Source organism: Pseudomonas sp. 14P_8.1_Bac3 (genome assembly GCF_025466085.1).
Lineage (GTDB): Bacteria > Pseudomonadota > Gammaproteobacteria > Pseudomonadales > Pseudomonadaceae > Aquipseudomonas.
Window position 1 is genome coordinate 1 of sequence record NZ_JANLOD010000059.1, and the last position, 11,988, is coordinate 11,988.

At 58.1% G+C, this 11,988-nt stretch carries 13 protein-coding genes; 8 read left to right on the forward strand and 5 right to left on the reverse strand.

Features of this window, described 5'->3' with window-relative positions:
* Positions 1 to 3 precede the first annotated feature (3 nt).
* A complete protein-coding gene (gene tyrS / locus NTD84_RS18495; protein ID WP_262168272.1) occupies positions 4 to 1,203 on the reverse strand; it encodes a tyrosine--tRNA ligase in 1,200 nt (399 codons plus the stop codon).
* A gap of 211 nt (positions 1,204 to 1,414) precedes the next feature.
* Between tyrS and NTD84_RS18500 the strand changes: the two genes are divergently transcribed.
* Both NTD84_RS18500 and NTD84_RS18505 read left to right on the forward strand, forming a co-directional pair.
* Positions 1,415 to 2,833 (forward strand): peptidoglycan DD-metalloendopeptidase family protein, encoded by a 1,419-nt coding sequence (locus NTD84_RS18500; protein ID WP_262168273.1) that lies wholly within the window; start codon positions 1,415 to 1,417, stop codon positions 2,831 to 2,833.
* A 3-nt stretch (positions 2,834 to 2,836) separates the two neighbouring features.
* Entirely contained in the window at positions 2,837 to 3,928 is a 1,092-nt protein-coding gene (locus tag NTD84_RS18505; RefSeq protein ID WP_262168275.1) for an anhydro-N-acetylmuramic acid kinase, read from the forward strand.
* Between the two features lie 66 nt (positions 3,929 to 3,994).
* Here NTD84_RS18505 and erpA read toward each other — a convergent pair whose 3' ends face one another.
* Both erpA and argC read right to left on the reverse strand, forming a co-directional pair.
* Positions 3,995 to 4,345 carry an iron-sulfur cluster insertion protein ErpA gene (erpA, locus tag NTD84_RS18510; protein WP_007906865.1) on the reverse strand — a complete coding sequence of 117 codons (351 nt, stop codon included), beginning with the start codon at positions 4,343 to 4,345 and terminating at the stop codon, positions 3,995 to 3,997.
* A 166-nt stretch (positions 4,346 to 4,511) separates the two neighbouring features.
* Positions 4,512 to 5,546: an N-acetyl-gamma-glutamyl-phosphate reductase gene (gene argC, locus NTD84_RS18515; RefSeq protein ID WP_262168277.1), complete on the reverse strand. Its 1,035-nt coding sequence runs from the start codon at positions 5,544 to 5,546 to the stop codon at positions 4,512 to 4,514.
* Between the two features lie 135 nt (positions 5,547 to 5,681).
* Here argC and hemJ point away from each other — a divergent pair, with 135 nt between their 5' ends.
* The 6 genes from hemJ to coq7 all read left to right on the forward strand — a co-directional run bounded on the left by hemJ (position 5,682) and on the right by coq7 (position 10,267).
* Entirely contained in the window at positions 5,682 to 6,110 is a 429-nt protein-coding gene (gene hemJ / locus NTD84_RS18520; protein WP_262168280.1) for a protoporphyrinogen oxidase HemJ, read from the forward strand.
* A gap of 33 nt (positions 6,111 to 6,143) precedes the next feature.
* Positions 6,144 to 7,112, forward strand: coding sequence for an NAD(P)H-dependent flavin oxidoreductase (locus tag NTD84_RS18525; protein ID WP_262168282.1), 969 nt, complete (start codon positions 6,144 to 6,146; stop codon positions 7,110 to 7,112).
* Between the two features lie 86 nt (positions 7,113 to 7,198).
* The gene (locus tag NTD84_RS18530) at positions 7,199 to 8,170 is read left to right on the forward strand and encodes a DUF805 domain-containing protein (protein ID WP_262168285.1); all 972 of its coding nucleotides are present in this window, start codon (positions 7,199 to 7,201) and stop codon (positions 8,168 to 8,170) included.
* Positions 8,171 to 8,232: 62 nt separating this feature from the next.
* Positions 8,233 to 9,021, forward strand: coding sequence for an SDR family NAD(P)-dependent oxidoreductase (locus NTD84_RS18535; protein ID WP_262168287.1), 789 nt, complete (start codon positions 8,233 to 8,235; stop codon positions 9,019 to 9,021).
* An 80-nt stretch (positions 9,022 to 9,101) separates the two neighbouring features.
* The gene (locus tag NTD84_RS18540; protein WP_008027110.1) at positions 9,102 to 9,440 is read left to right on the forward strand and encodes a histidine triad nucleotide-binding protein; all 339 of its coding nucleotides are present in this window, start codon (positions 9,102 to 9,104) and stop codon (positions 9,438 to 9,440) included.
* A gap of 179 nt (positions 9,441 to 9,619) precedes the next feature.
* A complete protein-coding gene (gene coq7, locus NTD84_RS18545; RefSeq protein ID WP_262168293.1) occupies positions 9,620 to 10,267 on the forward strand; it encodes a 2-polyprenyl-3-methyl-6-methoxy-1,4-benzoquinone monooxygenase in 648 nt (215 codons plus the stop codon).
* A gap of 99 nt (positions 10,268 to 10,366) precedes the next feature.
* Here the strand turns inward: coq7 and speD are convergent, their stop codons facing one another.
* Positions 10,367 to 11,161 (reverse strand): adenosylmethionine decarboxylase, encoded by a 795-nt coding sequence (speD, locus tag NTD84_RS18550; RefSeq protein WP_262168296.1) that lies wholly within the window; start codon positions 11,159 to 11,161, stop codon positions 10,367 to 10,369.
* A 239-nt stretch (positions 11,162 to 11,400) separates the two neighbouring features.
* On the reverse strand, positions 11,401 to 11,823 hold the full coding sequence (locus NTD84_RS18555; protein ID WP_007941657.1) for an OsmC family protein: 423 nt from the start codon (positions 11,821 to 11,823) through the stop codon (positions 11,401 to 11,403).
* Positions 11,824 to 11,988 lie beyond the last annotated feature (165 nt).

Consider the following 11,988-nt stretch of genomic DNA (forward strand, 5'->3'; position numbering starts at 1 on the left):
GCTTTATTCCGATTTGAGCGAAATACGCGCAAACGCCTTCTTGCCCGCCTGACAAACATGGGTCGCGCCCAGCACATATATAAAGGTGCGATCGACAACCTCGCCATCTATACGCACGCCGCCGGAATTCAGAAGATCGCGCGCCACCGCCGAGTTCTTCACCAAACCTGCCTTATTAAGAACAGCAGCAATCGGCATGTCTTCAGTAGCGGTCAGCTCGATTTCCGGCAAATCGTCCGGCAACTCACCCTCTTTCATGCGATTGCCCGCCGCACGATGCGCATTGGCCGCAGCCTCTTCACCGTGAAAGCGCGCAACGATCTCTTCAGCCAGCTTGATCTTGATGTCACGCGGATTGGCCCCCGCCTCGACATCAGCACGGAACGCATTGATCTCGTCCATGGAGCGGAAGCTGAGCAATTCGAAGTAACGCCACATCAGCGCGTCCGGAATGGAAACCAATTTGCTGTACATCACACCTGGCGCTTCCTGGATACCGACGTAGTTGCCCAAGGATTTGGACATCTTCTTAACGCCGTCCAGACCTTCAAGCAGCGGCATTGTCAGAATGCACTGCGGCTCCTGCCCATAACCACGCTGCAGTTCGCGCCCCATCAGCAGGTTGAATTTCTGATCGGTGCCTCCCAACTCCACATCCGCACGCAAAGCGACCGAGTCGTAACCCTGAACCAGCGGATAAAGGAACTCGTGAATGGCAATTGGCTGATTGGTGGTATAGCGCTTGTCGAAGTCGTCGCGCTCGAGCATACGAGCAACGGTGTACTGCGACGTGAGGCGAATGAAATCGGCTGGCCCCATCTGATCCATCCAGGTGGAGTTGAACGCTACTTCGGTCTTCGCCGGATCGAGAATTTTGAACACTTGCGTCTTATAGGTCTCGGCGTTCTCGAGAACCTGCTCGCGGGTCAGTGGCGGTCGTGTTGCACTTTTGCCACTCGGATCACCGATCATCCCGGTGAAGTCACCTATAAGGAAAATTACCTGATGCCCCAGCTCCTGGAACTGCCGCAGCTTATTAATAAGCACGGTATGACCAAGGTGCAAATCCGGCGCGGTCGGATCGAAGCCTGCCTTAATACGCAGCGGCTGGCCACGCTTGAGCTTTTCGATCAGCTCGGACTCGACCAACAGTTCTTCCGCACCACGTTTGATCAGCGCTAGCTGCTCTTCAACCGACTTCATAACAGACCCGCAAGGCTCGAATTCAAAGGGGACCAACCATACAAGATCACGCGTCAAATACAAAGTTTGGCCGGCGCGATGACGCCAATCCACTGGCAGAGTGACCACGGACTTGCTTCAGAGATGATTTGGTTATATTTTATACAGTTATTTCATCTTCATCATGTCATTCATCTTTTCCAATTCATCTTTTTCAAAGTCAAAATTACCTATGACCAAAGAATCGTCTAAAGCGCCGCCGCTTTACCCGAAGACCCACCTGCTTGCAGCAAGTGGCATCGCCGCCCTTCTGAGCCTGGCGCTTCTGGTATTCCCTTCCAGTGATGTAGAGGCCAAAAAGACTACCCTGAGTCTCGAACTGGAAAGCCCTGCTGAACAACTGACACAAGATCAAGACGCCGCCGATGCCGTCCAAGCCACAAACGAGCCAGTAACCTCCCCTTTTGCGCAGATAGAAAACAGCGCCGAAGAGCCGCAGGAAACTGCCCAGGCCGCACCCGCACCGGTCGCCGAAGAAAAGAAGGCGCCCAATCACAGGGAAGTGATCGTTGCCAAAGGCGACACGCTCTCCACCCTGTTCGAGAAAGTCGGCCTTCCCGCGGCGTCTGTGCATGAAGTGTTGGCCAGCGACAAGCAAGCCAAGCAATTCAGCCAGCTCAAGCATGGCCAAAAACTCGAATTCGAGCTAAACCCTGAAGGGCAGCTGACTAACCTGCATAGCAAGGTCAGCGACCTCGAAAGCATCACCCTGACCAAGAAAGACAAGGGTTACGTATTCAATCGCATCACTGCCCAGCCTACGGTGCGTTCCGCCTACGTTCACGGCGTGATCAACAATTCATTGTCGCAATCCGCCGCCCGTGCCGGTCTGTCCCATAGCTTGACCATGGACATGGCCAGCGTGTTCGGCTACGACGTCGACTTCGCCCAGGATATTCGCCAGGGCGACGAGTTCGACGTGATCTACGAACAGAAAGTCGTCAATGGCAAAGCCGTCGGCAACGGCCCGATCCTGTCGGCGCGCTTCACCAACCGCGGCAAGACTTACACCGCCGTGCGCTACACCAACAAACAAGGCAATAGCAGCTATTACACCGCTGATGGCAACAGCATGCGCAAGGCATTTATCCGTACTCCAGTAGACTTCGCGCGCATCAGCTCCAAGTTTTCCATGGGTCGCAAGCATCCGATCCTGAACAAGATCCGCGCCCATAAAGGCGTGGATTACGCAGCCCCACGCGGCACGCCAATCAAGGCGGCAGGTGACGGCAAAGTGCTGCTGGCCGGCCGTCGTGGTGGTTACGGCAACACCGTGATCATTCAGCACGGCAACACCTACCGCACGCTCTATGGCCACATGCAAGGCTTCGCCAAAGGCGTACAGACTGGCGGCACGGTCAAGCAAGGCCAGGTCATCGGCTACATCGGTACTACCGGCCTTTCCACCGGCCCGCACTTGCATTATGAGTTCCAGGTCAACGGCGTTCACGTAGACCCCCTGGGGCAAAAACTGCCGATGGCCGATCCGATCGCCAAAGCCGAGCGCGCGCGATTCCTTGCCCAAAGTCAACCGCTGATGGCGCGCATGGATCAGGAAAAAGCGACCATGCTGGCTTCGAGCAAGCGCTAAACCATGCCCCTCTATATAGGCGTGATGTCCGGGACCAGCCTTGATGGCCTGGATATCGCGCTGGTCGAGCTGACACCGGCGATCAAGCTGATCGCCACGCACTACATTCCCATGCCTGACTCCATGCGCACCGAGCTGCTCGGCTTGTGCGCCAGCGGCCCCGACGAAATTGCCCGCTCAGCGATTGCCCAGCAAAACTGGGTGAAGCTGGCGGCGCAGGGTATTCATACCCTTCTAGATCAACAACACCTTAAACCCGAAGACATTCGCGCGATTGGCAGCCACGGCCAGACCATTCGCCACGAACCAGCACGCGGCTTCACTGTTCAGATCGGCAACCCCGCCCTGCTGACCGAACTGACCGGGATCACGGTGGTCAGCGATTTCCGCAGCCGTGACGTAGCCGCCGGCGGCCAAGGCGCGCCACTGGTTCCCGCCTTTCACGAAGCCTTGTTTGACCAACAAAGTGGTAACCGCGCCGTACTGAACGTCGGCGGATTCAGCAATCTCAGTCTGATCGAGCCTGGGAAACCGGTAGCCGGTTTCGACTGCGGTCCTGGGAATGTGTTGCTGGATGCCTGGATTCATCAGCAACGCGGCGAAAACTTTGACCGCGATGGCCAATGGGCTGCCAGCGGCAAGGTGGAACCTGTTCTGTTGAAAACGCTGCTCGGTGACCCGTTCTTCGTGACCAAAGGCCCGAAAAGCACGGGTCGCGAAGTGTTCAACCTGCCATGGCTGACACAACACCTCGCACAACTGCCCACGTTTGCCGCCGCAGACGTGCAGGCAACGCTGCTGGAACTGACCGCGCTGACCATCATCGACTCACTGCAAAGCGCTCAAACGGATACCCGGGAGCTGCTGGTCTGCGGCGGTGGCGCTCATAACGCCACACTTATGCAACGCCTCGCCAGCCTCCTGCCCAACGCAAAAGTCAGCAGTACCGCCACCCACGGTGTTGACCCGGACTGGGTCGAAGCCATGGCCTTCGCCTGGCTAGCCCATTGCTGCCTGGAGGGCATTGCGGCCAATCGCCCGAGCGTCACCGGCGCCCGTGGCCTGCGCATACTCGGCGCCATTTACCCCGCTTGAATCCCGGACAGCAAAACGCCGCATAACCCTGAGGTCATGCGGCGCTGGGTAATGCTTGACGCCCGATCAGATCGAGAACGACGAGCCGCAGCCACACGTGGTGGTGGCGTTCGGGTTCTTGATGACAAAACGCGAACCTTCCAGACCTTCCTGATAATCCACCTCGGCACCTGCCAGGTACTGGAAGCTCATCGGATCAACGACCAGACTCACGCCTTCGCGCTCGACGATGGTGTCGTCATCGGCCACTTCCTCATCGAAGGTGAAGCCGTACTGAAAACCTGAACAACCACCGCCCGTAACGAATACGCGCAGCTTCAAGCGATCATTCCCCTCTTCATCGACCAGGCTCTTCACCTTGTGCGCGGCACCGTGGGTGAATTGCAAAGCCGTGGGGGTGAAGGATTCGACGCTCATGCTAACTATCTCCCGGCGTTACGCCGCCATAATGCGTGATGACGCGCATTATCCGCTTCTCCTAGAAAATCGGTCAACTATTGTTACGGTATATCAATAAACCCGATTGCCGGCTGGAAATGCAAAAAGGCCCTTCTATGGGCCTTTTTGCTGAGCGGGGCAAACCTTATGGCAGCATGCCGGCGTGGGACAGGCCCAGACGCTCATCCAGCCCACACAGGATATTCAGGTTCTGAACCGCCTGACCCGACGCACCTTTGACCAGGTTATCGATCACCGACAACACCACCACCAGATCACCATCCTGTGGACGATGCACAGCGATACGGCAGACGTTGGCGCCACGCACGCTACGGGTTTCCGGATGACTGCCCGCAGGCATCACGTCGACGAACGGTTCATTGGCGTAGCGCTTTTCAAACAGCGCCTGCAGATCCACCGAGCGATCCACCACGGTCGCGTACAGCGTCGAGTGAATGCCACGAATCATCGGGGTCAAGTGCGGTACGAAGGTCAGACCGACGTCCTTGCCTGCCGCACGACGCAACCCCTGGCGGATTTCCGGCAGGTGACGGTGACCTTTGACGGCGTACGCTTTCATGCTTTCCGACGTTTCGGAGTACAGCGAACCTACGGAAGCGCCACGGCCGGCACCGCTGACGCCGGATTTGCAGTCCGCAATCAGGCGCGTGGTATCGGCCAGACCTGCTTCAAGCAATGGCAGGAAACCCAATTGCGTGGCCGTTGGATAGCAGCCCGGCACAGCAATCAGGCGAGCCTGCTTGATCTGTTCACGATTGACTTCCGGCAAGCCATAAACGGCCTCTTCGAGCAACTGCGGTGCACCGTGCGGCTGACCGTACCACTTGGCCCACTCATCAGCGTCTTGCAGTCGGAAGTCCGCGGACAAGTCGATGACTTTGGTCCCGGCCGCCAGCAGCTCACCGGCCAGCGCATGGGCAACACCGTGAGGCGTGGCGAAAAACACCACATCGCAAGCGCCCAGAGTTTTGACGTCCGGAACGGTGAACGCGAGACCATCGTAGTGACCGCGCAGGTTCGGGTACAGATCAGCCACGGCCAGACCGGCCTCGGATCGGGAGGTGATGACAACCACCTCAGCCTGCGGATGCTGTGCCAACAGACGCAGCAGTTCGACACCGGTGTAACCCGTGCCGCCGACAATACCGACCTTGACCATAAACCTGCCCTCAACGAACCCACTGGAAAGCCGTCGATAATAGGGCCCGTATCGTCCTGCGACAACCGGCAAGGTGACGTGCGGAGCCTCAAGCCTCTACTATCCGGGCTACCGTGAACCTGGGAATAACTAAAAATGCTCTATCTGTGGCTTAAAGCTTTTCATATCGTCAGCATGGTCTGCTGGTTTGCCGGCCTGTTCTACCTGCCGCGCCTGTTCGTCTACCACGCGCAAAGCGAAGACACCGTCAGCAAGGAACGCTTCAGCGTCATGGAGCGCAAGCTGTATCGCGGCATCATGGGCCCGGCGATGATCGCCACCCTGATATTCGGCATCGCACTGATTTACCTCAACCCCAGCATCTTCAGCCAAGGCGGGTGGATTCACGCCAAGCTGACCCTGGTCGTCCTGCTGATTGGCTACCACCACATGTGTGGCGCGCAGGTGAAACGTTTTGCCCGTGGCGAGAACACCCGCAGCCATGTCTTTTATCGCTGGTTCAACGAAGTGCCGGTTCTGATATTGCTGGCTATCGTAATTCTGGTCGTCGTTCGGCCGTTCTAACCTCAATCAGCATCCATTATCGGGGTACCTCCTATGTCGCTGCCCGCTTTGCTCGAACAACGCCTGCGCTTGCCCGTCGTGGCGGCGCCGATGTTCCTGATTTCCAATCCACAACTGGTGCTCGCCTGCTGCCGCAATGGCGTGGTGGGCAGCTTTCCTGCGCTGAATCAGCGTGAAAGCAGCGGGTTCAAGGCCTGGCTGGAAGAAATCGAAGCAGGCCTGGCGACACTGCAGAACCCCGCGCCGTATGCGGTGAATCTGATAGTCCACAACAGCAACCCGCGGCTGCAAGCAGACCTGGAAATCTGCGTCGAGCACAAAGTGCCGATCGTGATCACCAGCCTTGGCGCCGTGAAGGAACTGGTTGATGCGGTTCACAGCTATGGCGGCCTGGTTTTCCATGATGTGACGACACGTCGACATGCCGAGAAAGCCGCCGAAGCCGGCGTCGATGGCTTGATCGCGGTGGCGGCGGGCGCCGGCGGACATGCCGGCACCTGGAGCCCGTTCTCGCTGATTGCCGAAATCCGCCAATTCTTCGACAAGACGTTACTGCTGGCCGGTTGCTTGAACCACGGCCACGAGATTCTCGCGGCCCAATTGCTGGGGGCGGATTTGGCCTACTTTGGTACGCGTTTTATCGGCACCACAGAAAGTCACGCGCCCGACGCTTACAAAGAAATGCTGCTGACGTCCCGAGCGGCGGACATCATCCATACTCCCGCCGTCTCGGGCGTTCCGGCGAGCTTCATGCGACAAAGCCTGGAAGCGGCCGGTTTCGACATGGCGGCTTTGCAGAACAAGGGCGAGGTCAACTTCGGCTCCAAGCTCAAGCCCTTGAGCGATGAGGCCAAGGCCTGGAAAACCGTGTGGTCTGCCGGCCAGGGCGTCGGTGAGATCGATGACTTGCCGAGCGTGGATCAATTGGTCGCGCGATTGGACGCTGAATACCGCAAGGCGCTGGAACTGGCGGAACAGCTGCCGAAGCGCTGGCCACGCTGACAGGAAAACTTGGCCAGTCATCCCCGACTGGCCTTACACTCGGCAACACTTTAACTATTCAAACCTCGCGACAAGGATGCCTCGCAATGAGCGACAACCGTTTCAGGATCGTATTCGACGGCGCTCTGCTGCCGGGTGTCGATATCACCACCGCCAAACTCAATCTGGCGGCGCTGTACAAAAGCGAGGTGACGGCTGTGGAGCGGCTGTTCACCGGGCAAAAAGTTACGCTCAAGCAAGGTCTGTCGCAGGCCGAGGCGCAAACCTACCTCGAGGCGCTGACGAAAACCGGCATCGAAGCCCGTATCGAAGCGGAACCCTCGATTGAATTGAGCCTGGCCGACGCTCACCACGCCCCTGCCAGAAGCGAACCGGTCTTTGCAGACCCCGAATCGCCCTATGCCCCACCCCGCGCGACCGTTGGTGAAAACCTGCCGCCGTTCGCCACGCTCAAACCTTTCGGCGTCGAAGGCCGTATCGGCCGCTTGCGTTACCTGGCTTGGACCATGGTACTGACGCTGGTGATGCTGGGCATCGGCTCGGTCGTCGCCTTGCTCGCGCTCGCCCTGATCAGCAGCGATTCAACCGCAGGCCTGATTGTCGGAGGCATTGTGGCCTTCTTCCTGTGCATCGCTATCGCCGTCGTGAGCATCCAGATCAGCGTTCAGCGCCTGCATGACATCGGCTGGTCGGGCTGGCTCTGGTTACTGAATCTCGTGCCGTTCGTGGGCAGTTTCTTCCCGTTCGTGATCATGTGCGTACCTGGCACCAACGTCGCCAATCGCTACGGCCCGCCTCCGCCGCCGAACAACACCGCCGTCAGGGTCCTGTCTTCGTTGTGGCTCGTGATGATTGTCGTCGTCATTATTGGCGCGATGGCTGGCGGCTACAGCGCGATCCAGCAGGAGTACGAAAACGCTGCCGAAACCAGCTATGACAGCGGCTCGGAGACCACCGACGAGGTGGAAGTCGAGCCGGCTGAAGCCGAGCAAGTGCCTGATTCCACAGAGGATGAAGCCGAAGAAGCCCCCGGCCCTGTAGACTCTGCAAAAGAATGAACAGCGCTCCCCGCCCGTGACACCTGCGTCGCCGGCGCGGAGCTGTTGCGATGGAGAACTGCATGACCCGTTACGCTCTGATCACTGGCGCTTCCAGCGGCATCGGCCTGGCGATGGCTGAAGCGCTGGTGCGCCGCGGCCGCAGCCTGATTCTGGTGGCCCGACAGCGTGATCAGCTGGAAAGTATTGCGATTGAACTAACCCAACGGTTTGGCGTGGAAGTGTTGTTCCGCGCCTGCGACCTCGGCGAGCCGTTGCGGCTGTCCGGGTTTCTGCTGGAGCTGGAAGAAGGCGACCGGCACATCGATTTGCTGGTGAACTGCGCCGGCATCGGCACCTGCGGTCCCTTCCTGGCGCAGGACTGGATGACCGAACAAGACCTGATCGAAGTGAACATCCTGGCCCTGACTCGCCTGTGTCATGCCATCGGTAACAGCATGGCGCTGCAAGGGGGCGGGCAGATTCTGAATGTCGCGTCGGTCGCGGCCTTTCACCCCGGCCCCTGGATGAGCACTTACTACGCCAGCAAGGCGTATGTGCTGCACTTTTCCGAAGGGTTGCGCGTCGAATTGAAGAAATGCGCGGTCAAGGTGTCGGTGCTCTGCCCCGGCCCGACCCGCACGGCGTTTTTCCGCACGGCACAACTGGACACCGGCAAACTGACCAACAGCAAAATGCTGATGAGCCCCGAGGAAGTCGCGCTCTACACCGTGCGGGCGCTGGAAAAAAATCGCGCCATTATCATTCCCGGGCGCCTGAATCGCTGGTTTGCCTTTCTGCCAAGGCTTGGCTCGCGCTGGCTGACCCGGACAATCGTCGGCATGGTCAACAAGGCCTATTGCCCGCGCTGATCGCCCTCAAGGCAAAAGGCTGGGCTCGGGCATGCCCCATGGGTACACTCGGGCCAGCCCAAACAACGGAGAAAACAGCTGTGGATACTCTGTTCACCAAGATCATCAACCGGGAAATCCCGGCGAAGATCATCTACGAGGATGACCAGGTACTGGCCTTCCACGACATCGCCCCACAGGCACCGGTGCATTTTTTGGTGATCCCGAAAAAACCGGTGCGCACCCTGAACGACCTCACCGAGGACGACAAGGCACTGGCCGGGCATATCCTGTTCACCGCCCAGCGTCTGGCACTGGAACTCGGCTGTGAAAAAGGCTTTCGTGTCGTCATGAACTGCAATGAAGAAGGCGGGCAGACCGTTTATCACATTCATATGCACGTTCTTGGTCAGCGCCAGATGCATTGGCCACCGGGCTGATTCGCACGCCCCCCCTGTAGGAGCGAGCCTGCTCGCGATGAACTCAAGAACACCGCCTCCAGCGTTACCGTTCACGACCATCGCCAGCAGGCTGGCTCCGACAGACAAGATGACCCAGCGCAAACCTTCCCCGGCCGATTGGGTTAAACTGGCCGCCGAGATTCTTCCCGGAGGTCAGCATGACTACCCAACGTCACTACTCGCCGATTGACCGTCTTCTGCTGCAAGCCGATGCCGCCATGCGTACCCTGTTGCCTTTCAGTGGCCAGCCGTACCGTCCGTCGCCAGCCATCGTCCAGCCGGAAGTGCAAATGAGCGACGAAGACACCCGGCACGTTGCCGGTCTGATGCGCATCAACCATACCGGCGAGGTCTGCGCCCAGGCGCTGTATCAGGGTCAGGCCCTGACCGCCAAGCTGCCGCAAGTACGCGCGGCCATGGAACATGCCGCCGAAGAAGAAATCGACCATCTGGTCTGGTGCGAACAGCGCATCAAGCAGTTGGGCAGCCATACCAGCATTCTCAATCCGCTGTTTTACGGTATGTCCTTCGGAATTGGCGCTGTGGCCGGGTTGATCAGCGATAAAGTCAGCCTGGGTTTTGTGGCAGCGACCGAGCATCAGGTCTGCAAGCATTTGAATGAGCACCTCGAGCAATTGCCGGCGGAGGACGAAAAGTCCCGGGCGATCCTTGAGCAGATGCGTACTGATGAAGAACACCACGCGGAGAGCGCACTGGATGCGGGCGGCTTTCGTTTTCCGGCGCCGGTGAAGTTCGGGATGAGTCTGATGGCCAAGGTCATGACCAAGAGTACTTATCGGATCTGACCCGTGAAGCGGGCTTGCCCGCTTTCACACCGTGCTGTATTCCAGACATGAAAAAGGCGACTGCCGTGAGGGAGTCGCCTTTTTTTGTGCTCGGAAACCTTAGGTCGGCATGTTGCGCGCGTAGAAGATTTCGAGCATTTCGTGTTTCACACGGTCGGTCACTTGAGCGCGCTGCTCAGGGGACAGGTTGCTGGTCGCGTCGCCGAACAGGTAGTTATCCAGTTCGAAGTTCTTCAACAGCATTTTGGTGTGGAACAGGTTCTCCTGGTACACGTTCACGTCGGTCATCTGGTACGCGTCGCGGGTGTCTTCGGAGAGGTAGTTCTGGATCGAGTTGATCTCGTGGTCGATGAAGTGCTTCTTGCCTTCGACATCACGGGTGAACCCGCGCACGCGGTAATCCACGGTCACGATGTCCGAATCGAACTGGTGAATCAGGAAATTTAGCGCTTTCAGCGGTGAAATGACGCCACAGGTCGACACATCGATATCCACACGGAAGGTCGCAATCCCGTCCACCGGATGGATTTCCGGATAGGTATGCACCGTAATGTGGCTCTTGTCGAGGTGGGCCAGGATGATCTCGGGCAACGGGCCCGGGGATTCTTCGATCTGGCTTTCAGTCGGGGTCACCGGCTCTTCCGAGATCAGAATCGTGACGCTGGCGCCCTGTGGGTCGTAGTCCTGACTGGCAATGTTCAGGATGTTGGCACCAATGATATCGACAACTTCTGTAAGAATCTGCGTCAGGCGTTTCGCGTTGTACTCTTCATTGATGTACTCGACGTAGGCCTGCTGATCTTGCGGGGTTTCCGCGTAGCAGATGTCATAGATGTTGAAGCTCAAGGTCTTTGTCAGGTTATTGAACCCGTGGAGCTTGAGTTTGCTTTTCACCGTTAAAAACTCTCTATGTATTGCGGCCCGGGCCGCGTGATCAAGCATGCCCGTCAGATGCGAACGACGCACCTGCGTAGGACGGTTAACACCTCTTCGCGATGGCGATTTTGGTTGTCTGTTCGGGCGAGCGGCCTGTCGGCTGACGGACCACTACCCTGAAAAAAGTGGCGCATTATGCAGACGTCAGCTAGGGATCGCCAGAGTCTGCACTGCTTTTATGATAGTTGAATGTCGATTCAACCGAGTTCGATGATCTCGTAGTCGTGGGTAATCGCAACACCCGCCGCGCCGAGCATGATCGACGCCGAGCAATATTTCTCGGCAGACAGCTCGATGGCGCGTTTGACCTGGGCTTCTTTCAACCCACGGCCCTTGACCACGAAGTGCATGTGGATCTTGGTGAAGACTTTCGGGTCCTCGGTCGCGCGTTCGGCCTCAAGGAAGGCTTCGCAACTTTCGACGGCCTGGCGGGATTTCTTGAGGATGCTGACCACATCGAAATTGCTGCAACCGCCAACGCCCAGCAGGAGCATTTCCATCGGCCGGACACCCAGGTTACGACCACCGGCATCGGGCGGACCGTCCATCACCACGACATGACCGCTGCCGGATTCACCGAGGAACATGGCTTCGCCAGCCCATTGGATGCGTGCCTTCATCGCCAAGACTCCACTGTATAAAAAAGGGTCGCCAGCTTAGCACAGGGCCCTTGATTGACAGCGCTCGCCTTCCTAGGACATAACCGTTTGCCTTGTAGGTAAAATCTCGGATGTTGCAGGAAGTGTCTGTTAAGCTGACGCCAATTCGATGGCGCATAGCCAGCC